Raw genomic sequence first — 22,432 nt, forward strand, 5'->3', positions numbered from 1 at the left:
AGCCTGGGAACGAGTCAAGCCTTATCAAGCTACGTTTTTAGGACTTGTGTGTACACCGTAGCCTAAAAGGAGAGAGACTTTGAATTTTCCCCCTTCCCGACACGGGAAGGGAGTTAGATTTTTGTGGGCTTTTCCACATGATGTGAAAAGCCAGGTTGATCAATATAGTTCAGTTAGCGTCAAAAACCATAAATTGCGTAGGTTGGTTTCTAGCTTGCTTGTCTAGTAGGGATACGAAGTGAAACCAACAAATCACCGAAAATGTTGGGTTACCCTGCGGGAAGCCGCTTTACCTCTACGTTCCTCAACCCAATTTAGATTCTCCTTAACCCAAGCGTATTGGTTTCTGCATGCAACAAACTTAGGGGCGCACAGATGTTCGCCCCCACAAGTTGATTATTTAGAAGTCTTTATTTAAGTTCCCAACTAAACTTTTGCTTCCAAAGACTTGAGTAACTCGGTATTCACACCCGATTCACGAGTCAGGGCAATTTTGCCAGTGCGCGCGATTTCTCTCAAACCAAATTTTTGCAACACCTGCACGATCGCTACCATTTTACCTGGATCTCCCACAACTTCTAAGGTGAGAGAATCTTCCGCCACGTCCACGACTCGCGCCCGGAAAATCTGAGATAGTTCGATCACTTCTGAGCGATTGCTGGTACTAGCATTCACCTTCAAAAGCATCAATTCCCGCTCTACGCAAGGAGTTTCGGTAATATCCTGTACCTTAAGGACATTGACTAACTTGTATAGCTGTTTGGTAAGTTGCTCGATAACGCGATCGTCACCAGGTACAATCATCGTAATTCGGGAAACTCCTCCCTGTTCAGCAGGGCCAACAGCAAGGCTTTCAATATTAAAACCACGACGGGCAAATAAACCAGAAATGCGGGAAAGAACACCCGCCTCATCTTCTACGAGAACTGAAAGGGTATGTTTCATCTTCGCCAACAGAGGCTAGAACAGGATTTGAGTAAGGCAGACACTAGTACCGCTTTGCAGAATTCACTCATTCAAAATTCAAAATTCCTTGAGTTTTAAACTCTTGACATTTTGTCAAATGTATGTGTTTTTCTGTTGTGGCGTACTACTGCACTAATTGTAAGTGCGACCTTTTATTGTAAACTCAATAGCTGCACTCATCGCACTCTCAAGATAAATTGAGCAGAAATCATACTGCAAGGAGGAATTTTATTGAATGCATCTCTTTTCATTGGCAGATGCGGCATTTTTATAAAGCTTTTATACTCAGATTTAATGAACCTCTAATAGGAGAAAAATTTTTATGAGTTGGTTAAAAAGACTATTTGGAATGGAAAAACCTCAAAATGCAGAAGTAAATCCTACTCCGCAGTCAATAGCGCAAGCTCCTAGTGCTAACGTTGCGCCTACTGCTACTCAATCGATACCCCCAGAACGTGTGGGATTAAGCGGCGAATATGATCAAAGTGGATTGGCAAAGCGGGTAGCTTTAGCATTTGATCAAGATCCCCAACTCGATGATGTTAATACCCTTTGGGTTGCTCAAACGGGTAGCACTGTAGTGTTGAAAGGTAAAGTTCCCAGTCAAGAAATTCTCAACAAGATGATTTCTGTAGCCCGTTCTGTGCATGGCACTACAAATGTTGACACTAACCAAGCCACGATTGGCTAGGTGTTAAGGAATTAAAAATTCAATAGTGGCGATCGCACTGCTTACCCCATCGCTTCCATTGCATAATATTTAGGGAGTAACCAATGGTTGGCGATGCCTGCGGCGGGCTTCGCCTACGCTAACCCACCTTTCAATCCTATCTAAAATAGCTTGGTTGACTTGTTCAGGACATTCATCATGGGGACAATGCCCTACATCCTCCAAATTCAGCACTTCCAACTTTTCGTTGTACTGGGCGAATTGGCTAGCCAGGGCTGGCGGAACAAACCGATCCTTTTGTCCCCAAATTAACAACATGGGAATTGTTAAGGTTGGCAACACTGTCTTGACACTAGGACTAAAGTTAATTCCGATCGCAGCTTTGAACAAAGCACTAAAAGCTCTGGCGGAACCTCTATCTTGGGGAGGCCCTGCTAAAATTTCTATGAGTTCATCGGTAATCGCCTCTGGGTTAGCGTAGGCGAGACTAGCCCAGCGACGCAACACCCCAGGACGGCGCACGAAGTTAAATACAGGTTTCAGAATCAACGGCGAAGCGACAATATTTTTAATTGCTCTAACAACTGGTTGCAGCACAGGAGGAATTGCTTCTTGCTCTAGTGAAGGGTCGGGTAAACTCATCATCACCATACCCAGCACCATATCGGGGTGAGTGGCGGCGGCGGCCATAGAAATCAGTGAACCATTGGAATTGCCTATTAATATTGCTGGTTCACGGATAAATGTTTTCCAAAAATCGTAAACCTGCTCAACCCAGAGTTCGATACTGTAATTAGCTGCGGCTTTTTCCGAAGCGCCAAAACCCAGCATATCGATGGCATAAACTGTGTGATGCTCACCCAACACTTCTAAATTATGTCGCCAATGACCAATGGAAGCGCCAAAGCCATGTAACAATATCAGGGGTGTTGTTTTGTGGTGATTTTGGCTAGGGCGAATGTAAGTGTAGCGGGTTTGCCAGCCGCGCCAAACCCAATCCCTTTGATTACCAACCCGTTCTTGCCAGTGTAGCGCAGTGGTCACACTTACCTCCGATTTATCAGCGTGAAATTCTATTATAAAAAAATGCCTGAAAACCCCGTTACTTCAGTAGCGAACGACTGGAAGTCGTGGCTAGATGAACAAAGCCTGCCTCTTACCTCTTGAGAAACCTGTGCATCATCTATTAATTCTCTCTGGGCTGCTGCTAATTCTGCTTCTAAGACGAAATAAGCATCTAGATTCAGGGTTAGGGTATTGCGAAATGCTCGGCCAGTTGTTGGAGTAAAGTTATTAAATCATCTTTAGCGATCGCAAAATTCTTCGTAATCGCCCAACTCTCTAAATCAGGAGCCACCTGTATCAGTTGCTTGTAGATTTCATCGTCAATCCACAACACCAAAGGAAAAGCAAAATTCTTGCGAAACTCCTCCCGCACCTGATTAGCAGAAGTTAACATCACTGCCAAATTCTGCACTGTCTCCAAACCCACAACCATCACACAGCCTAGTACGTCCTCCCCAAATTCCTCCCGAATCGCAGTATAAAGAGTCTTGCGAGATTCCTGCACCACCAACAGCCGGATTTCGACTTGACAAATTTCACGCAATCTTTCTATGAGGCGATCGCGCAAGCTGGCATAATTACACCGTGCCAAAATCAGCGTAAACTGCCCCACACTCCCCTCAATCCCCCAAGCCAATTGTTGCAGCGAGCGTAGGCGTAGCCCGTTGTAGACATCGTTGTTTACAAGGTTATCTTTAGGTGGGTACGGTGAATCGGTCATAGGTTAATGTGAAATACTCGTACAATGACTAAATCGGCGGGCGGCTATCCTTCCCACCCTTTGAAGAGATGGGATCACCGCCGATTTTTTTGAGTTTTGCCCGTAGTGTTGGGCTAAGTAAATTGATCGGCGGTTTTTGACTAGCAATACTACTAGAATTACTTTATGTAAGGCAATATGTTACATTTTGCTTTTGCTAAATGTCCTGCATGTGTGATCTTGGTATTGTAGAGATATGATGTTGCTCGATGTGATCACCTACGGTGGGCGGTTACGCCATCGCAAAAAGCATTGCTAAATAATTGTAATAATATTTAACATGAGTCTAGGTTGTGTAATTTAGATTAACTATTGCAGAGAAATTCTCAGAGAGTTAGTAGAATGACAAATACAAGGACGCAACTATTTTATGGATTAGTTACTCTAGAACTGTAGACTATGTTTTCAGTCCTGAGTTATTTCCGTATTTTGCCTCTGAGGCATACCAATCAAGACCACACCAAATCCTTCATTAAGAGCTCCCACAAATCATAATGCCTGTGATTGAGAAGAAAAGAACTCGCGATCTGCCCCAAATTAACGAACGAATTCGCTTCCCGAAAATTCGGGTCATTGACACTGACGGTGCCCAACTGGGAATTATGCCCCCACAGGAAGCACTACAACTAGCAGAAGAGAAAGAGTTAGATTTGGTGCTAATAAGTGACAAAGCTGACCCGCCAGTTTGTCGGATTATGGACTACGGGAAATATAAGTTTGAGCAGGAGAAAAAGGCGCGGGAAGCCCGGAAAAAGCAGCACACAGCTGATGTCAAAGAAGTTAAAATGCGCTACAAAATAGAAGAACACGACTACAACGTGCGTGTTAAGCAAGCAGAGCGCTTTTTGAAAGATGGTGATAAAGTCAAAGCAACTGTGATGTTCCGGGGTCGAGAAATTCAACACAGCGACCTAGCAGAAGATTTGCTCAAGCGAATGGCAACGGATTTGGAGCCATTTGGTGAGCTTCAACAAGCGCCTAAAAAAGAAGGGCGAAACATGATGATGCTCATCTCCCCCAAAAAATAATCTTCTAACTGTATTAATAGACCAAGTTTGAAAATCCCCTGGTTAAAAGCCAGGGGATTTTTTGATGTTTAGTTAGGATGCAACATGCACCCAAAGCCCTGAGGTTGTTTAAATTTATCTAAAATCGATAGTCCTGAAGGCTGAGTGGGAAACATAATACTCAGTTGCTCAGGACTTTTGCTATTTCCAGGAGATGAGGCACAAGGAAGTAAGCTGTTACGCATTTAATTTGTACATTTACCCGATGACTGATGACTGATGACTTATGACTGATAACCGTCAACAGTTAACGACCATCAAGAGTGTTTATCGCGCATCAGCTTATTTTCTTCCCCTGCTCCCTGCCCCCCTGCTCCCTCATCCCAATTACGCGGTGATATTACCAGAAACTAAAACTGCATGGAACTGAAAAATCACTGGTTGGCTGCAAATAAAGGTGCTCTAACACGACTACTACAGTGGGTGAATCTCCGGCCAGAGGAGAGCGAACGAACTCAGTTAATGTTCATTTTTTACACAACTGTATCTGTAGGATTGCGGTGGGCAGAGGATAGTACGGTGGCGCTGTTTTTAGATGAATACGGGACAAACCTGCTGCCGTGGATGTATATTGCCAGTGCCATTATGAGTGCAGGACTGGTTTTTTTATACTCTTGGCTACAAAAGATTTTTCCCTTACGCCGGGTGATTGTGGTGATCGCACCTTGCATGTTGATGCCATTGGTTTTATTAGTTTTCTTACGTTGGGGATCGCATTTTTCCTACCTAGCAGTTATTTCAGTATTTCTGCTGCGGCTATGGGTCGATGCTCTTTATGTGGTCAATGACCTCAACACCTCCATCGTCGCTAACCAACTATTTAACATTCGGGAGATTAAGCGCACTTACCCACTGGTGAGTAGTGGACTTTTAGTAGCGGATGTGATCAGTGGCTTTAGTTTGCCTTGGCTAGTGCAATACGCCTCGCTAAATAAGATCATCCTCATCGCTTGTATAGTGATTTTATTAGGGTCGGGGATTCTATTCTATTTAACTCATCATTATCGAGCAGCTTTTCCTGAAACCCCACAAAGACTGATTCCTGAAGAACAAGCTTCACGACAGCGTTTCATTAAAAGTCCGCTGAAACGCTATGTTTGGCAATTGTTTGCCTTTGTGGGTTTGTTGCAAGTCATTGGGTTGTTAATAGATTTTCAGTATCTGCGCGAACTCCAATCCAATTTGGGCGACCGAGAACTCGCTAGCTTCTTAGGTCTTTTTGGTGGGATGTTGGGACTGTGTGAGTTGTTGTTGCAGTGGTTTATTTCCAGCCGACTCATCGAACGAATGGGGGTATTTTTCACAGCTACACTTTTACCAATCACCGTAGGCTTTTTACTACCAGGTGTGCTGGTATTCTTCCATTTAATTCCCGCCATCCAATCGCAAAGCTTTTTCTGGGGTCTGATAATTGTCAAATTTTTCGATGAACTGCTGCGCTACACCTTTGTCATGAGTAGTGGCCCCATCTTGTACCAACCGATTCCAGAAGCAATTCGTAGCCGGATGCAAACTTTATCAGGCGGAACCGCCGAAGCGATCGCTACAGGTTTGACAGGAGCGTTAATTTTTGCAACTCTACTGTTTTGTGGGCGGTTTGTACCTGTACCACTGCAAAAGTGGGTGTTAGTAGCAGAAACAATGCTGATAGCTGGCACCTGTTTAAAAGTAGTTTGGGAATTGCGATCGCGCTATGTTGAACTGTTAGTCTTAAGTGTGGCACGAGGTCACCTGAGTGCAACCAATGTAGGCTTAAAATTCTTCAAGCAAGGAGTAGTCAAAGCTTTAGCAGAAAAAGGCAGCGAGGCTGATAAACGTTCTTGTATTGAACTTTTAGCTCAAATTGACTCTCAAGGAGCGGCGGAAGTTTTAGCACCTCTACTAGTCAAGTTAACCCCAGATTTGCAGCGCCAAAGTTTGGAAGTAATGCTGATAGGAGGTGTAAATCCTGCTTATCTACCCGCCATCCGTCCTTTGTTAGAAGAATCCCAAGAAACTAACCCCGAAGTTTTTGCCTTGGCGCTGCGCTACACTTGGCTGGCTGAACCAAATCCCAACTTAAGCCTGCTAGAAGGATACCTGAACCCCCGGCAAAACTCACTCATCCGCGCTACCGCAGCCGCTTTAGTCTTACGCCAAGGAACGCCTATGCAAAAAGTAGCAGCTACCCAAACTATGCGCCGGATGCTAACTCATAAGCAAGAACGGGAACGGGTAAATGGAGTCAGAGCACTCAGAGAAGCAGTTTATTTGCAGGCGTTGCGGATTCACATCCCGAATTTATTACAAGATGAGTCTTTACGGGTGCGCTGTGCCGTATTGGAAATGATTGCAGCAACCCATTTAGAAGAGTACTATTCCGCACTGATTGCAGCACTTTATTACAAATCAACCCGTAGTACAGCAATGTCAGCCCTAGTAAAATTGGAGAATGAAGCTGTAGAAATGCTACTGCGGTTGGCTACCAATACTTACAAACCAGAAGTAGTGCGGATGTACGCGTGGCGTACCATTGCTCAAATTGGGACTCAGGAAGCATTGGAGACTTTATGGGAAAACCTAGAAACATCTTGGGGTACTACTAGGGATCATATTCTTCGCAGCTTACTAAAAATACATAAACAACCAGGAATTACAGGTTTAGTGGATCGATTTTATGAAAGTCGGGTAGAAAATTTAATTGGGCAGGAATTAAAGTTTTTAGGCGAGATTTATGCCGCATATATTGACTTCAAAACACTAGACGAAAAAGAAAATCATCAATCTAGTGAGAGAATTGTGATCGTCTCTGAGTTATTGCAACGTGCCCTTTTAGAATTAGAATTGGATGTCAAAGAGCGGCTGCTACTGCTATTGAAACTGCTTTACTCACCAGAAAAGATGCAGGCAGCAGCATTTAACCTGCGATCGCTCTCAGTGGTAAACTTAGCGCGGGGGTTAGAAATCTTAGAGCATACCGTAACTTTGTCTTCAAAGTCTTTATTGCTGAATATTTTAGATAATCGACCGCAGCCAGAAAAACTGCAACATCTTGTAGAAGCCAAGATCGTAGAATATGAGAATATGATAGTTAGTGATCGCCTCCACAGATTGCTGATGTTGGGTAACTTCCTTTCTGACTGGTGTTTAGCTTGCTGTTTTCATTTTGCTCAAGTGACTCGCATCCGGCTGACAAGTTCCGAGATTTTAGTGAGTTTGCGTCATCCAACAGGCTTTGTTAGGGAAGCTGCGATCGCATACTTGCATATGGTTTCACATCGCGTTCTCCTGCAAATCCTCCCCCAGTTGCAAAAAGATCCACATCCTTTGGTCGCCGCTCAAGTTAAAGAGTTGCTCGAAAAATACCAGTTTAAAAATTACAATTGAAAATACCTCCGCTCAAATAATTTTGTTTATTTCTATTGTTGCTAAGACATTTAAAATTAAAAAACATCCAATTGCTGTACAAGCAGGGCAAACCGAGGGAGCAGAATTCATAACAAATGCTCAATCACTAATGACTATTTTGTTAACCTATAAAGTGAAGAAAAAATTCAAAGAATATTAGGAACATCCATGTACGTACTCATAGGTGGAGCCGGTTTAGTGGGCTTAAGTTTAGCGCAGAAACTAGTAGAACTAGGACATACTGTTGCCGTAATCGACATTGACCCTACCGCTTGCCGCTACGCCCGTGAACAAGTGGGAGCAATGGCTTTTGAAGGCAGTGCTGTGAGTACAGAAGTATTGTTAGAAGCTGGGATTCGCAAAGCCGGCTCCTTGGCAGCTGTTCTCAGAAGTGATGCCTTAAACTTGGCAATGGTAACTCTTGCTAAACACTACGGTGTCCCCCATATTTTGAGCCGGATGCGCCACCCCGATTTTGCCGAACCGCTACGTATAGCTGGAGCTAACCACATTATCAGTACTGTTGAATTATCTGTTTCCACAATGGTGAATGCCATTGAGTATCCGCAAGTAGAATCAATGATGCATTTTGAGCAGGGACAGATTGAGGTTCTGAAACTTTCCATCCCAAACAATTGCTATGTTGCTGGTCGTAGCGTTGCCGAAATTGCTCAGGATTCTCGATTTCCTAGTGGTTCGCTAATTATTGGCTATCAACCCCATCCCCACGAAGATTTGATGATTCCTAACGGCAGTACAATACTTGAACCTCATTCAACTGTGCTAATTGTGACTAAACCAGGATGTTTACATCAAGTCATTGATTTTATTGAACAAAGATGTTGAGCGTAGTTCCTATCTAAACACTTTATTAAGTGTGGTTAGTTACACATATATAAACAATTTGCGTAAATAGTTTTGATGAAGCAGTATCCACATCTTTATTTAGCGATCGCTGTTATTTTCCTTGCATCTTGTAAATCAATAAATATTCCACCCAAGTCACAACCCGATGCAATTCAAGCAACCCCATCTCAAAAAATAGTGACACTGGATAAGAATTTTAAGATAGCAAGCGGTCAAACTGTTTATGTTCCTGTTTATTCACATATTTATCATCACAATCGCCAGGAGATTTTCGAGTTAGCAGTTACGCTCAGTATTCGGAATACAGACTTAACCAATCCTATTATTATTACTTCTGTGCGCTACCATAACTCAGATGGGAAATTAGTTAAACAGTATTTGGAACGTCCTATTCAACTTGATGCACTAGCTTCTACAGCTTTTTTTGTAAATAGAAATGATACCAGCGGAGGTTTAGGAGCAAACTTTATTGTAGAGTGGGTATCCCAAACAGAAATATCCGAACCTATAGTGGAGGCAGTCATGATTGGTACTGACTTTCAACAGGGAATTTCTTTCATAAGTCCTGGTAGGGTAATTAAAACAATTCGTAATCCGTAATTACGAATTACGAATTACGAATTACGAATTACGAATTATTTTAATCATCTTCTAACTTCAGCAATTGTTCATCAAGAGTTTGTATCCGTCCGCGCACAATTTCTTCTGAGAGAATTCGCTTTCGCATTGCCTCATTGAGCGCTCCTTTTTCTGCCAGCAGTAAACGGCGGCGAATGGCATCAAGTTTAGTGCTGTTGCCACTTTTGCCTTTCAACTCATCAGGACGACGATTATAGAGTTCCCGCAGTGTCTTTTCTGCACCGGCAATTCGTACCTGATAAGCTGAACGCATCTCTTCATAAACGGCTTTTGGTAACACCCCTGATTTCAACAAGCTATCTAATTCATCTTGTGCTGCCTTACCAGTCATCAACTGGGCTTGTAATTCTTCAACCTGTTGTTGAGCTTCTGAAAATTTAGATAATTTTAAGCGTTTTACCACCCAAGGCAAACTTAAACCCTGTCCAACTAACGACACCAGCACACTGCCGAAAACTAAAGCGATGAGGACTTCTCGCCCTGGTAATGTGGTGGGTAAGCTCAATGCCAGAGCCATTGAGAGTGAACCTTTGATATTGCCTAAAAAAAGTAAATGTTGCCAGCGTAGTGGAATTGGGCGGTCAATCCAACGAATCCCTGCTAGCAAAGGATAGACTGTAAGAACTCGCCCGATTTGATAAGCCAAAACTGCAAATAGAATTGCAGGTAAAGTTTTCCAGAGCGTTACTAGGTCTATTTCTACACCAATTAGCAGAAAAATAAAGGTGTTGACGGTAAAACTGGCATATTCCCAGAAACTCAACAAGGTGATGCGACTAGAAGCAGAAGTATTGCGAGAAAGCCCTAAATTCCCAAAAATTAGTCCTGCTACAACTACGGCTACAGCACCCGATACACCGAGAAATTGCCCAACCTGAAAAGTTCCTAATGCAACTGCGACTGTCAGTAAAAGGCTGCCAAGAGCATCATCTAAACGAGCAAATATGGGTATACTCAAGTAGCCCAAGACTAACCCCACAAGGCAGCCTCCTAGAGAGATAAATAGCAGTTGTTGGATTCCCTCTATAAATGTGAGTGAGCCTGTTGAATATACTTGCAAAATCAGGTTGAAGGAAACTAGGGCAGCAGCATCGTTAAATAGGGTTTCTCCTTCAACGATGGTGGAAAGCCGAGAGGGTACTGGTATTTCCTTAAAAACGGCAATCATGGAAACAGTATCAGTGTTTGCCAGAATTACTCCTACAAATAAGGCAGGTATCCAACTCAGCCCCAGCCCAAATTTCAACAGGGCGGCAATAATAGCTCCAGAAAGCACAGCCCCTGGCCCAGCCAGCAGGGCAATTGGTTTAAAGGTGCTGCGTAGGCGGCTGACATCTGTATTAATACCAGCTTCAAAGATAAGAATTGGCAGGAAAAGATTCAAAACAAGGGTTGGATTTAAACCAATCGGCCGAGACAATAACTCAGTGATTGGCAAACCTGCTAATACTAAACCTGTAACATAAGGGATTCGTAACCGCCGGGATAGTAGAGCTACACCTGTAGCAAGGAGCAAGAGAATAATTGAAACTTTGACTAATTGAGTTACATCCACTATTACGTTCTTAAAAGTTATCTTGACTTTACTGATGCTACATTAGCAACTTCAAGGTGTGGGTTCGGAACGTCGGATTTCTTCCACTTGACCAACTTCAAAAATTAGAGTGAATGGTTGCCCCATCTCTCGCTCAATAAATTCTTCTAATAACTCTACTTGCCGAGGTGTGACAGGTTCTCTTGCTCGGACACTCAAACGGACTTCTGGGGGATTTGTCAACCAGTTGGTATTACTGTTAAGCAACTGCAATCGCCCAAAGGTAACAGTTCGATTCAATAATGCCCGTCGTAGGCTGGTTTCTAGTTGCGCTTGTCTTACAAGTCGGGCAAAGCTGACTCCCAAGGGAATTAACAGGATAGCTGTCAAAGCCATAGTCCAAATTAGGGGTTGACGCGCCCGCGCCATTGAAGTGTAACCTGCTACTAAGAATGTCACCATACAAGAGAGGGCAATACCTAACAAGTTGGTGAGATAAAGTAGGGTTGCTCCGAAACTGAGTGACCAGTTTCCTTGCGCCAAGCCTAAGCCAATCACACAGATGGGGGGCATAAGAGCAACAGCGATCGCAGTTCCTGCTAAACTAGCAGAGATTTTTGTCTCAACTTTCGCGTAGCCACTGATACCACCAGCCGCTACCGCAATCCCCAAATCTAACAATGTTGGTCTCGAACGAGCCAGAATCTCGCTACCATATCTTGGCAAACCCACTAGCCAACCCAGACTAAAGGCGATCGCTACCGCTAACAACGTGCCCACTGCTACAGCAATTATTCCCTTGCGGAACAGGGTAATATCTGCTTGCAAAGCACCAAAAGCTAAACCGCGAATCGGCAACATCAGAGGGGCAATAATCATCGCGCCAATAATCACGGCCGCACTGTTAGACAATAAACCTAAAGTAGCGATCGCACAGGAGCTAATAATCAAAATTATGTAAGCTGAGTCTAGGGTTGATTCTGCCAGCAAGTCTGTTTGTAGCTGTTGGAGTTGTTCCGGCTGCGAACCCCGGCGGCGGAAATTTTTAAAGCGGTCTCGAATGTTATTACCCAAGACCTTCCTCCTAAATACTCGGTTAACTGTCAAATCTTCATTCTTTGCTAATTTAAAGTCTTACATTGATCTGGTGTCATCTGAAAATAGTCAGATGAGGATAAAGGCAAATTTATACCAGGAATTTTCTTATGGTGCTTGAATCAGCGATCGCTGAAGAAGTCATTACAAACAATCTCAAGCAGTTTTTGCTAGTACTTTCGGTGTCTCTAGGTGTGGCGACACTACCGCAGATATTTAGCTGGTTTCGCCATATACCTTACACCTTGCTACTGGTGATTGTCGGGTTAGGTTTGGCGTTAGTCGATGTGCGTTTAGTAACCCTTTCCCCCGAATTAATTTTGTTCATTTTTTTACCACCGCTGCTGTTTGAAGCCGCCTGGAATTTGAAATGGTCAGAACTGAAGCGGGATTTAGTGCCCATTTGCCTGTATGCGGTGTTCGGGGTGGTAATTGCGATCGCAGGGGTAGCGATCGCTCTCAATCAACTCGTTGGTATTTCCCTAACTACAGCTTTACTCATTGCAGCCAGCCTATCTGCCACTGACCCTGTTTCTGTCACCGCTTTGTTCCGTCAACTCGGCGTAGATAGCCGTCTTACCACATTAATGGAAGGCGAAAGCTTGTTCAATGATGGCATGGCTGTAGTTGCCTTTGGTTTTTTAGTAGCGTTATCTTTGGGAACTGTGGAATTTGAATTCCAGCCAATTTTATTGCAGTTATTTACAGTTGTTGGCGTCGGTGTAGGGGTGGGAGCTTTCATCGGGTTTGGTATTTCCTACCTCACCCAGCGCTTCGATTTGCCCTTGGTAGAACAATCCTTAACTCTAGTTTCCGCCTACGGCACTTACCTGATCATTGAAGATTTAGGCGGTTCTGGGGTAATTGGAGTTGTCACAACAGGTTTGATTTTAGGCAACTTTGGCTCTCGTATCGGCATGAATCCCCGCACCCGGGTTATTGTTTCCGAATTTTGGGAATTTCTGGCGTTCTTTGTCAACTCCATTGTCTTCCTGCTAATTGGCGACCAAATACGCTTTGCTAGTTTAGGCGAAAACCTACAAATCATTATGGTGACAGTAGGAGCAATGATTTTGATGCGGGCAGTTGGTATTTACATTCTCAGCAAATTGAGTACTAGCATCACCAAATCGGACATTTCTTTACCAGAACAAACTATCCTATGGTGGGGTGGGTTACGCGGTTCCGTCTCCATTGCCCTGGCATTGAGTGTATCGACGATACTTCCAGAGCGAGAAAAAATCATTGCTACGGTATTTGGAGTAGTTTTATTTACTCTACTTGTTCAGGGATTGACCATCAAACCTTTGCTGGAAAAACTCAATTTGCTAGGTGATGCACCCTTGCGTGAGCAATATTTAGAATTCGTTGCCCGTCATGTAGCTTTAGAACGCGTTCTAGAACATCTCCAGGCAGACCAACGCCCCGGTATTGACCCAGAATTTCGCCGTTATCAAGAGACACTAATCAAAGGCGAACTTGCAGATTTACGGATAGAAATTGACAAATTACAGGGTGAATATCCCAATCTTCAGAGTTTTACAACTGAACAGTTCCGAGGAGAACTGTTGGCAATTGAGGCAGATACTTATGCAGAATTTGTCAGGTCTGGTCGGTTAAATCAAGAATTAGCATCTATGCTTGAGGATGTTTTGCAGAATCAATCTCACTGAAGAAGATATCAAACCTAAAAACCCAGTTTCCTGGTATATCTTTACAGGACTAAGGCAAACAATAGGCAAAAAGAATTATTTCCAGGTAGGGGCAATTCATGAATTGCCTCAGAGCACGTATAGTTCCAATTTGAAAAAAGAATGCAACACATAGACCATTTGTAGAGACGCGATGAATCGCGTCTTTACCCAAGGATGTGTTGCAATCATCAATTGAATTGGTATTAGTTTTGCGTCAGTCCTAATTTTAGTCAAACCCGATAACTCCCGGAATTTCAAGGACAAAATCTGCCCCATATACAGATGCAGGAGTCTGGAATCCTACCTTAACTTCGCCTTTAATTACCCGTTTGATAACTGCTACAGCCGCCAATGCCGTAAAATCGTATGCTTCCGGCCCTAAGAGCTTTGCAGTTACTTGTTGACCAGTTTTATCCTCAGCAATACCAATTACTCTAACTTGACCTTTGGCTCGTTCTGCCGCCGTTGGTCCAGTGGGTAGAGTTTTAATTAGACTTGCTAAAGCACTTTGGAATAGAGACGAGTTAAATAACCATCCCAAATACTGGCTCGACTCCATCAAGAAGCGCACAGGATTAGGAAATACGGTATAAACCTCAATATTGGGAATACCCGTAGTCGGAAACGCAGTAATAATATCAGCACGCCAAGGGTTTGTTACCGCTGTCACCGGGCCATAACCAAAATCAACTTTACGTCTTTTCCATGCTGGGCGAGATGGGATGAGCTTACCTGCTTCTCGGACTACCCCGATATGATGTAAAGTTGGCAGTACTGTATTTGCAGTTCCCTGAGATACACCGCCCACTGTTTCATAGACTAAAATCAGTCGTGTTGCCATCGCTAACTTATCTTTGAGATAAGCAGCTACACAATCAGTAGGGACAACCCCAAATCCCACACCAGGGAGAAGCATTATCCCTGCACTTTTAGCCTCAGCATCTCGTGCCTGTAGCGCCTGAAATTCAGGTACTTCGCCAGCGATGTCTAAATAGTGAGTTTTAGTTTGGAGACAGGCATCGACAAGTGGCTTTGAGGTTTTGGAAAAAGGGCCGGAGCAGTTGATGACAGCAATTATATCTTCAAGAGAGCGAGCGATCGCCTGCGGATCATCTAAGCCAAAAACCCGAAAGTCCAAACTTAATTCATTGGCTACTGCTGCCAGTAAACTTTGATTACGTCCAGCCAAAATTAATTCCAGTCCGTTATTTTTAGCTGATGTAGCAATTAGTTTTCCAGCATAGCCAGTTGCACCATACAATAACACCCTTGATGTCATTATTATCACCAGCTAGGAATTGTTCACAATCTGCTGCCATAACCTGACATCAGGTGGTTCAACCAAAAATTGTCCTGACTTTTCCCCCAAAGCTTTAATATACGGCTGCTCTAGGTGTTGAGCTAAAATTTCCTGGCTAACCCAGTTTTCATGCAACAGAAACAAAGATGGATCGTCAACAGATTGATGCAAATCGTAATTAATACAACCTTTTTCTGTAAGGGTAAGAGCTATTACGGGTTGGAATTCCTGCTTGAATTTATCCTCTAAACCCGGCTTTACTTTTAATCGAGCGGTGACTGTTACTTGCTGATTTGACATTGTGATTCCTCTTTTTTGGGAAACTAACTTAAGTATTGATGCTGTTAATAATTTGTGAAGGCTTGAGGTAGTTATAAGGTATGGGACGAATTTGATTTCTGATGTCTATCTGTCGTTCTATTTCATGCAAATTATGTTGGAATTGCACCACAATTTCCTGCGCCAATGGATCAGCAAACTCCTCATCATAAAAACCTAATTTGTCATAATGGAACGATGTTAAAATCTCAGTCCACATCACCTGATCGGCAGCTTGTTTAAAGGGAGGAAGTATCTTCAAGATAGTTTCCAAGTCCACACCTTTAGTTTCTGGAATTGGGTGGTAGGCTGCATAGGGCATATTGGGTACGAAAGCCATATATTCGTACTGAGAAAAATTCAAAGCCGAGTGTAGAGGAGCGCAAGTGAAGACTACTACACTAATGATTTCAATCAGTTGTTCTAGAGTCTCAATCTTGCTTGGCATTCCCTTGACTCTACCACCATCTTGCGCCACTAATTCCCTAGCCCAATTTTGCAATTCATAGTCATCACTGAGATCCTGTGAATTTTTGTAATAGAGTTGCAAGTATTCAGCCACAAACTTTTCGACGGCATTCCAGATTAATATGCCATCGTCCCGGAAAGGAAAGTGCGGTAAAATTGCTGGATCATCTGTTTGACGACTTTTTATTAACCGAGGAAAGGTAAACTTTTCTACACTCCATTCTTCATAAGCCTTCGCCACAAATCCAACAGACTCTGCCAATGAACCTGCCATGAACTCATCAACCGGCCCACCAGGCTGTAAAAACTGAGTGCGTCCCAAATCGTTATCAAATAGCATGAAACGGAAGTGGGGTTTTAACAGTAACGCGATGGGATGGTTTTCTGCTAATTGTCGCGCAGTTACAATTGCAAACGGAGCCATAACTGCATGGGTATAGGCAAAATGACTACCCAATTCTTGATGGTTGCCATCAGCAATTTGGACGCAGGTTTTTGCCAAAAACCAATCCAAATGGGGGTCATCTGGTGTATAAATCAGGCTATTTGTGCCAGAGCCATGATTAATCTGGATAGCAACAGGCACTAGAGAACCACCATTATGACTATCATTACTTTGCCAGTAAAATAGAGCCTGCGGTTTGGGAAGGTACTTTTTAATATTATTGTAGACACCACCTTGAATATCAGAGAGCAAAGGGTAATCTAAGAAATATAGCTTACCTTCCTTTAGCGCCTTTTCCAAAGTAAATTCTGTACCTGCAACCTTCTGAAAATGGTCATCTGTTACAGCAAAATTATCAGGCAATACATCAATTCTTCGGATAGCTAATGGGTTTGCTCCAGAGAGTCGTTGTTCAGCAAAACACGAGTCTGTTTTGTAATTATTTATGACATCGGGTTTTGATAGTAGTGGCAAAAGGTCTTCATATTCTTCCAATTCATCCAGCGGATCTAGGAAGTTTCTGGCTTTGGCAGCCAACATATTTGGTACCAAAGTTGCCATACTTGCCAAGCGTTTAGCAGTATATTCCGCTGAAAATATTTCCTTGTGAGGCACTTTATCGATTACTGGTATAGGAGCCAGATAATCATAATTAAAATTGTACTCTTCTCGATTTTTATCCAGCGAACTTGTTCGATAATTACTATTTGGATCGTTCTGCGGTAAGTAGGGTTTCATAATTATCTCCAATTCAGGTAGTTATGATTTGGTAGTAAATCATTAACATCAGAACGTTGCTAAATCATTTACTTATGATTTAGTCACTAGTTTAATTACTACAGTGTTTTTAGATATTCAATCAAGGCTTTTTTATCTTCACCAGATAAATCAGTTCCATAAACATGCCCTTTATTGGAATTAGCCGTTACGGTTGTATCGTATTTAAAACCTACAGCCTTGGCCTCATCTCCCTCAGTAATAAAGCCAACTTTTTTTGGGTCGTAGATATCATATCCTCGATAGAAAACCTGAGGACGATTTTCTGGTTTTTCTAACAAATCTTGTAGAGATGGGACTGAACCATTATGTAAATATGGCGCTCTTAACCATAAACCATCTAGGGAAACAGATACATACCCATTAGTTTTGCGTAAGTTTTTAAAATCCCAAGGGTAGCCATCACCAAAATGATTGTAAGTATCTGCTCCTTCCTGTGTCCACATATCTAACCGATGGCGGTCAGTTCCCACTTCTTCCACAGGGATGACAGTACCTGTTCTTTCCCCACCAAAAGCGTGACAAGATGCGCAAGTATTAGCAAAAATTTGGCTTCCTTTTGTAGCCACTTGCTCATCAATAGCAAATGGATATTTGGGAGGTGGTAGTTCTTGAATAAAATCTTCTACCCGCTGTAAATCAGCTACAGGAAGTGATTTTTTGGTAGCACCGTCACCAATTGCTCCAGTTTGAACAGTTTCTGTTAGTGAAGTTTCTAAACCATCCCAATGGAGAGCAAACCCTTTGTGCATCTTTTGATTCCAAAGAGGCATCATATCAGAGTTGCCGATAGTGTTATCTTTGGGCAACTTTAAAGTATTGAATTTAACCGGGTTAAAAGGATCAATTCGACCAGGACCCCAGTTAGGGCGGGAATCTGTCCAACTATAGTCTTCTTTTTGTTGCAGCAGCGCTTTCTTAGTTTGAGGAATTAGCACATAGCGATAAAGTAAATTTTCCAACCAAGAAAGCCGATAGTTATATTTGATTTCATCAAGGATATAATCTGCCGTAAATCTGGAATCACCAGCGCTTGCACTCAAAAATCGTAAATATCCTTGTGAATCAAACTTATTAGCAGGAGCTGCGGCGACAATTGTAGGTTTATCTTTCTCTGTTTTTCTATAGGTGGCGGTATGGCAAACAGCGCAAGTTATACCGACACGAGGGAAGCCGATGGTTTTTTTTGTAAAGCCAACTGGCATTTCTTTACCTTCTTCCCATGTGATTCCCAAGGAAGTATAACCACCTGGACCTGGTAACTTATCAGGGAATATTCGTGGTAGTACCATCCAAATCCAATAGGGAACACCTTGTGCTTCTTCTGTGCCAATAGAACCATATTTAAAGTGTTCTTCAGGAGATTCATAATAAGTGGGAACCTCTCGAAAAAGGTTATACCATCCCACATACCCAACTACACCAACTAAAAGGATCACAACTAAAATAATGCTTGTGATTACCCTACCTATTTTATCTTTGAGTATTGTCATGGCACTCTCTTGCTCCTTTGCAGAAGAATCTATTTGTAGTACAGGCAATATACCCACACTAGGCTAGAGATAAAATTAGGAAAATTGCTTTACTGGAGTTGTAGCAATGGCGTTTTGATTACGCATTGCTAGTGTCAGAAAAATTAATTCGGCTAATCCAAAAAAAAGGTCTACAAAGGCAATGGATAAAAAGCCTTTATCTTGACCAAATAAAAACACTGCACAAATAAAAAACGTTGAGCCAAACGCTCTTGAAGGAAATATTGATATCCATGCTGTTGCCTGATATCGATATGGATCAATCGCTCCAGGGACATAAAATGCACTAATAATAAATAACAGCATTCCCGCAGCACGCACCCAGATAATTGGCACAGGTATCTGCATGTGGAGGAACGTCAGCATTAGCTCTGGAAAGAAGCAAGAGGGAATGACAAAAAACATATTAACAATAATGCCGAGCCAAGTAATGCGACTAAACCATTTAGCGTAAGTATTCATTTTTCTCCTTTTAAAGCTTCTTCATGTACTCAACTAGTGCATCTTTATCTTCTGTGGGAAGATCAGTGCCGTATAAGTGGCCACTGTTACTATTTCCAGCCTTTGTTGTATCGAACTTAAAGTATTTTTTACCGTTTTCTCCACCTACATCAGACACAAAGCCAACTTTTGCTCTATCAATCACGTCGTAGCCACGATAGAATTTTTTAGGTCTATTTTCTGGTGTTTCTAGCAAATCCCGTAAGGTGGGAACTGAGCCATTGTGAAGATAAGGGCCACGTAACCAAACACCGTCAAGAGGCATATTTGCATAACCATTAGTCTTGCGGAAATTCTTAAAGCGCCACGGATAGCCTGTATACAGCGTATTTTGGTTAGACATCGTTTCGTAGGTATATGAATCGAGACGATGGGGGTCTGTCCCAATTTCTTGAATTGGTACAACTTTGCCTGTATGAGCGCCACCAAAAGCATGACAACTAGCGCAATTACTTTCAAAAAGCTGTTCTCCCTTCGCCGCCATAGTTTCGTTAACTTCGTAGGGATATTTTGGTGGTGGTAGTTCCCAAAGCCAATCAGCAACTCGCTGAATCCGAGGTAAATCAATTGTTGTGGGTGTGACTCCGGTGCCTAAAGCTGCACTCTTATTACGTTCATCAACGGAAGTATTATTACCATCCCAATGTAATTGCAATCCCTCGCGCGGTTTTTGGTTCCAAACTGAGGGGAAATCAGAAGTACCAATCAGTTCATCCTGACGCAATTTATCCATTGGGAAATGGAATTGAATTGCTTTATAAGGATTAAAAGTATCTACTCTTCCTGGTCCCCAATCTGGTTGTTCTTCAACAAAATTAAGTCGATATGCTTGATTAATTAGCGCATCTCTAGTTTGGGGAATTGCAATAAAGCGATAAAGTAATTTTTCAACGGGATTTAGACCACCACTAATTTTTTCTATTTCTGGCAACATCCGATTAGCAGTAAAGCGTTCATCCACACCAACTGCTGATAAGAATTTGATATATCCCTGTAAATTAAGCACATTAGCAGGCATCGTGGTGATGACTTGATGTTCGCTATTAGGGGTATCTCGTAGCGTCCCTGTATGACATACAGCACAATTCAACCCAACTCGATCAATAAAGACTCTCCGTTGCGAAAAACCTATAGGTAAATCTTTGTCAGGTTCTTTGATAAATCCCAGAGAAGTATAACCTTTTTCAGGTAACTTATCTGGAAATAACTCTGGTAAAACTTTCCAAATCCAGTAAGGGATGCCATTGATGGGTTCGCTGCCGATTGAACCATATTTAAAGTGGTTTTCAATGTCAGCATAATCTACTGGGGAGTTAGATAAAACAGGCCACAATAAAAAGACTGCTACTGCTACAACGCCCACAATCACAACCCAAATCCGCTTGAAGATGCTCTTTATTCCCTTGAGTGGAATAGGGTTAGTTTGTTCAGTCATAAAAAACTCCCTATATTGCCGAAATTATCTGTAAGCGAAACTGTCAATCTGATACCCATCGCTTTTTTATTTAGATGAATTTGCAAACTGAGTTGGATGAAAGACTGACATTACTTCTTCCATCATTTCTTCATAGCTATTGAAACGATCCTGCTCGTAACAACCTAAGGGGTTTTCAATTACATTTAACAGACATTTATTACAATAAGTACACGGTTTATCTGCAAGGTCTTTACCTTCTTTAAAAGATTTAACTAAGTCATTGTTAGCAATGAGGGTACGAGCCATTGTGACGCCATCGCAATATTTATCATTAATTGCTTGACGAATATAAGAAGCCTGCTGTAAACCACCTGTGCATAATACGGGAATATTAACGTGCTTTTTAATTTCTCTGGAATCTAGCAAGTTTCTGCCTTGATTTTCTGCCAGTAACTGCTTGATTTTCGGGTCTTTTATATCATCACCACTAAATGCCTGGGGAGGCAATTGCTTTTTCACGCGGTTCCATAAACAATTGAAAAGTGGGTGTAAAAATGATTTGCGGAATAAAATGTAGTTGCGTGTGGTTTCAACGCCACTCGACAACATAGCGTCATAAGTTTTAGAAATAATATCAAAATTAAAATCACCAATAGGGTTGAGTGGGTGAGGAAATAAGCTCCCAGTTGATACATGTACCCCATCAGCCCCAGCTTCTTCTGCCCATTTACAAACTTGGATAGAATCTTCTATGGTATTACCTGGCTTTTCCCAAAAGGTGACGGCGTTGTTATAGTCAACGGCACTAATTTTGAATTGCAAATGAAAGTCGTTGCCTACTTCTTTACGGATTGCTTTAATTACATTTAGCAAAAACCGCGCTCGATTCTCTAACGAACCACCGTATTCATCTTGACGGTCGTTGATTCCAGAACTGAGAAATTGGTTAAAAAGATATCCATTTGCACTGTGCAATTCTACTCCATCTAAACCTGCTTCACGGACACGTCTAGCACCATCGGCAAAGTATTGAATTGTTTCTTTAATTTCTGCTAGTGTCATTGCTTGACACAAAAAGCCGTGGAATGGCTCAGTTTGGCTGGTAGAACTTAACGCTTTTTTTCCTAAGTTTTCTATACCGCCAATGTCTTGCTGTCGCCCAGAATGACTTAATTGCAAGATAAATTTACAGTCATATTCATGGACTTTTTCGCCTACTTTTCGCCAGAAAGGAATGCGCTCATCACAGTCAATGGTGGCGTAATTAGGCATAATTCGTCCCCGGATAGTGACTGGGACAAAGGAACTAATAATAGCCCCTACACCACCACGAGCAAACTTTTCTTCCCAGTTGATTCGGGCTTGGGTACCTGAACCATCATAGTTATCCCATCTTCCAGAAATACTAGAGCGAAAAATCCGATTTTTGACTGTGAGGTTACGGAATTTCAATGGCTCGAAGATAATATCACTTTCCATGTGTTCCTCTGTCTTTATTTTGTTGTATCGACAATAAAATTAATTAGGTATGAGAATTTTTACTAGCACTAATAACCTCTCCAGAGGACTGCTATTTCCAATGTCTCTAGGAGGGTAATTGTTTATGTCTACAAATCCACAGTGCAGGTTTTCGGATGCGAACGCCAAGTATTAAGTTTTTGTTACTTAGATTTGGCTACCAAATTTCAGCATGGATGTTTATCCTTATTGGTTTTTACAGTTATATAAAGTCTTTTGCCGTTTGTAAACCTACAGCATTAACCAACAAAATCTTAAAAAAAGTGAAAATTTTCGCCTTTTATTTCTCTTAAAAGGTTAAGGCAATCTTAAAATTAGCTTCTAACAATTTGTTACAAACTTAACCAACTATGCAGGGAATCGATATAACCATAGCAAATTGGTTATTCAACACCATTGTTAGTTTACAATT

18 protein-coding genes are annotated in these 22,432 nt (G+C 42.2%); 6 read left to right on the plus strand and 12 right to left on the minus strand.

Annotated features, from left to right (window positions below; genetic code table 11):
- Window positions 1-426: 426 nt before the first annotated feature.
- Entirely contained in the window at window positions 427-945 is a 519-nt protein-coding gene (gene ilvN, locus ACEYW6_RS28335) for an acetolactate synthase small subunit (protein WP_190895404.1), read from the minus strand.
- A gap of 343 nt (window positions 946-1,288) precedes the next feature.
- On the opposite strand from ilvN, the gene ACEYW6_RS28340 reads away from it, so the two are divergent.
- On the plus strand, window positions 1,289-1,657 hold the full coding sequence (locus ACEYW6_RS28340; RefSeq protein ID WP_190895405.1) for a BON domain-containing protein: 369 nt from the start codon (window positions 1,289-1,291) through the stop codon (window positions 1,655-1,657).
- 69 nt (window positions 1,658-1,726) lie between these two features.
- Here the strand turns inward: ACEYW6_RS28340 and ACEYW6_RS28345 are convergent, their stop codons facing one another.
- Both ACEYW6_RS28345 and ACEYW6_RS28350 read right to left on the minus strand, forming a co-directional pair.
- The gene (locus ACEYW6_RS28345) at window positions 1,727-2,680 is read right to left on the minus strand and encodes an alpha/beta fold hydrolase (protein ID WP_412982366.1); all 954 of its coding nucleotides are present in this window, start codon (window positions 2,678-2,680) and stop codon (window positions 1,727-1,729) included.
- Window positions 2,681-2,885: 205 nt separating this feature from the next.
- A complete protein-coding gene (locus tag ACEYW6_RS28350) occupies window positions 2,886-3,422 on the minus strand; it encodes a hypothetical protein (RefSeq protein WP_412982367.1) in 537 nt (178 codons plus the stop codon).
- A 533-nt stretch (window positions 3,423-3,955) separates the two neighbouring features.
- On the opposite strand from ACEYW6_RS28350, the gene infC reads away from it, so the two are divergent.
- The 4 genes from infC (at window position 3,956) to ACEYW6_RS28370 (ending at window position 9,382) form a co-directional block, all read left to right on the plus strand.
- Window positions 3,956-4,489: a translation initiation factor IF-3 gene (gene infC, locus ACEYW6_RS28355; protein WP_012412604.1), complete on the plus strand. Its 534-nt coding sequence runs from the start codon at window positions 3,956-3,958 to the stop codon at window positions 4,487-4,489.
- 399 nt (window positions 4,490-4,888) lie between these two features.
- Window positions 4,889-7,894 carry an MFS transporter gene (locus ACEYW6_RS28360; protein WP_412982368.1) on the plus strand — a complete coding sequence of 1,002 codons (3,006 nt, stop codon included), beginning with the start codon at window positions 4,889-4,891 and terminating at the stop codon, window positions 7,892-7,894.
- Between the two features lie 189 nt (window positions 7,895-8,083).
- Window positions 8,084-8,761: a potassium channel family protein gene (locus ACEYW6_RS28365; protein ID WP_190895408.1), complete on the plus strand. Its 678-nt coding sequence runs from the start codon at window positions 8,084-8,086 to the stop codon at window positions 8,759-8,761.
- Window positions 8,762-8,836: 75 nt separating this feature from the next.
- The gene (locus ACEYW6_RS28370; protein ID WP_412982369.1) at window positions 8,837-9,382 is read left to right on the plus strand and encodes a DUF3124 domain-containing protein; all 546 of its coding nucleotides are present in this window, start codon (window positions 8,837-8,839) and stop codon (window positions 9,380-9,382) included.
- 40 nt (window positions 9,383-9,422) lie between these two features.
- Here ACEYW6_RS28370 and ACEYW6_RS28375 read toward each other — a convergent pair whose 3' ends face one another.
- Complete coding sequence (locus ACEYW6_RS28375; protein ID WP_412982370.1) at window positions 9,423-10,976, minus strand: cation:proton antiporter; 1,554 nt, start codon at window positions 10,974-10,976, stop codon at window positions 9,423-9,425.
- A 51-nt stretch (window positions 10,977-11,027) separates the two neighbouring features.
- Complete coding sequence (locus tag ACEYW6_RS28380; RefSeq protein WP_412982371.1) at window positions 11,028-12,029, minus strand: DUF389 domain-containing protein; 1,002 nt, start codon at window positions 12,027-12,029, stop codon at window positions 11,028-11,030.
- A 131-nt stretch (window positions 12,030-12,160) separates the two neighbouring features.
- Between ACEYW6_RS28380 and ACEYW6_RS28385 the strand changes: the two genes are divergently transcribed.
- On the plus strand, window positions 12,161-13,723 hold the full coding sequence (locus ACEYW6_RS28385) for a cation:proton antiporter (RefSeq protein WP_412982372.1): 1,563 nt from the start codon (window positions 12,161-12,163) through the stop codon (window positions 13,721-13,723).
- Between the two features lie 247 nt (window positions 13,724-13,970).
- On the opposite strand, the gene ACEYW6_RS28390 is transcribed toward ACEYW6_RS28385, so the two are convergent.
- From ACEYW6_RS28390 to ACEYW6_RS28420, 7 genes are all read right to left on the minus strand, one after another.
- Window positions 13,971-15,023: a saccharopine dehydrogenase family protein gene (locus tag ACEYW6_RS28390; protein WP_412982373.1), complete on the minus strand. Its 1,053-nt coding sequence runs from the start codon at window positions 15,021-15,023 to the stop codon at window positions 13,971-13,973.
- 12 nt (window positions 15,024-15,035) lie between these two features.
- Window positions 15,036-15,344, minus strand: coding sequence for a putative quinol monooxygenase (locus ACEYW6_RS28395; protein ID WP_412982374.1), 309 nt, complete (start codon window positions 15,342-15,344; stop codon window positions 15,036-15,038).
- 28 nt (window positions 15,345-15,372) lie between these two features.
- Window positions 15,373-17,013, minus strand: a complete 1,641-nt coding sequence (locus ACEYW6_RS28400; RefSeq protein ID WP_412982375.1) for a lipoxygenase family protein — start codon at window positions 17,011-17,013, stop codon at window positions 15,373-15,375.
- A 98-nt stretch (window positions 17,014-17,111) separates the two neighbouring features.
- Window positions 17,112-18,545 carry a cytochrome c gene (locus ACEYW6_RS28405; protein WP_412982376.1) on the minus strand — a complete coding sequence of 478 codons (1,434 nt, stop codon included), beginning with the start codon at window positions 18,543-18,545 and terminating at the stop codon, window positions 17,112-17,114.
- 75 nt (window positions 18,546-18,620) lie between these two features.
- Window positions 18,621-19,046, minus strand: coding sequence for a hypothetical protein (locus ACEYW6_RS28410; RefSeq protein WP_196511423.1), 426 nt, complete (start codon window positions 19,044-19,046; stop codon window positions 18,621-18,623).
- 10 nt (window positions 19,047-19,056) lie between these two features.
- Window positions 19,057-20,520, minus strand: a complete 1,464-nt coding sequence (locus ACEYW6_RS28415; RefSeq protein ID WP_412982377.1) for a c-type cytochrome — start codon at window positions 20,518-20,520, stop codon at window positions 19,057-19,059.
- A gap of 66 nt (window positions 20,521-20,586) precedes the next feature.
- Window positions 20,587-21,981, minus strand: coding sequence for an NADH:flavin oxidoreductase (locus tag ACEYW6_RS28420; protein ID WP_412982378.1), 1,395 nt, complete (start codon window positions 21,979-21,981; stop codon window positions 20,587-20,589).
- Window positions 21,982-22,432 lie beyond the last annotated feature (451 nt).

It is taken from the genome of Nostoc sp. UIC 10607 (assembly GCF_047228265.1).
Lineage (GTDB): Bacteria > Cyanobacteriota > Cyanobacteriia > Cyanobacteriales > Nostocaceae > Nostoc > Nostoc foliaceum_A.

What these genes read in the sequence shown, in the direction of transcription:
- ilvN (WP_190895404.1), bottom strand. Translation starts at nt 945, where the DNA reads ATGAAACATACCCTTTCAGTTCTCGTAGAAGATGAGGCGGGTGTTCTT.
- ACEYW6_RS28340 (WP_190895405.1), top strand. Translation starts at nt 1,289, where the DNA reads ATGAGTTGGTTAAAAAGACTATTTGGAATGGAAAAACCTCAAAATGCA.
- ACEYW6_RS28350 (WP_412982367.1), bottom strand. Translation starts at nt 3,422, where the DNA reads ATGACCGATTCACCGTACCCACCTAAAGATAACCTTGTAAACAACGAT.
- infC (WP_012412604.1), top strand. Translation starts at nt 3,956, where the DNA reads ATGCCTGTGATTGAGAAGAAAAGAACTCGCGATCTGCCCCAAATTAAC.
- ACEYW6_RS28360 (WP_412982368.1), top strand. Translation starts at nt 4,889, where the DNA reads ATGGAACTGAAAAATCACTGGTTGGCTGCAAATAAAGGTGCTCTAACA.
- ACEYW6_RS28365 (WP_190895408.1), top strand. Translation starts at nt 8,084, where the DNA reads ATGTACGTACTCATAGGTGGAGCCGGTTTAGTGGGCTTAAGTTTAGCG.
- ACEYW6_RS28370 (WP_412982369.1), top strand. Translation starts at nt 8,837, where the DNA reads ATGAAGCAGTATCCACATCTTTATTTAGCGATCGCTGTTATTTTCCTT.
- ACEYW6_RS28385 (WP_412982372.1), top strand. Translation starts at nt 12,161, where the DNA reads ATGGTGCTTGAATCAGCGATCGCTGAAGAAGTCATTACAAACAATCTC.
- ACEYW6_RS28390 (WP_412982373.1), bottom strand. Translation starts at nt 15,023, where the DNA reads ATGACATCAAGGGTGTTATTGTATGGTGCAACTGGCTATGCTGGAAAA.
- ACEYW6_RS28395 (WP_412982374.1), bottom strand. Translation starts at nt 15,344, where the DNA reads ATGTCAAATCAGCAAGTAACAGTCACCGCTCGATTAAAAGTAAAGCCG.
- ACEYW6_RS28400 (WP_412982375.1), bottom strand. Translation starts at nt 17,013, where the DNA reads ATGAAACCCTACTTACCGCAGAACGATCCAAATAGTAATTATCGAACA.
- ACEYW6_RS28405 (WP_412982376.1), bottom strand. Translation starts at nt 18,545, where the DNA reads ATGACAATACTCAAAGATAAAATAGGTAGGGTAATCACAAGCATTATT.
- ACEYW6_RS28410 (WP_196511423.1), bottom strand. Translation starts at nt 19,046, where the DNA reads ATGAATACTTACGCTAAATGGTTTAGTCGCATTACTTGGCTCGGCATT.
- ACEYW6_RS28415 (WP_412982377.1), bottom strand. Translation starts at nt 20,520, where the DNA reads ATGACTGAACAAACTAACCCTATTCCACTCAAGGGAATAAAGAGCATC.
- ACEYW6_RS28420 (WP_412982378.1), bottom strand. Translation starts at nt 21,981, where the DNA reads ATGGAAAGTGATATTATCTTCGAGCCATTGAAATTCCGTAACCTCACA.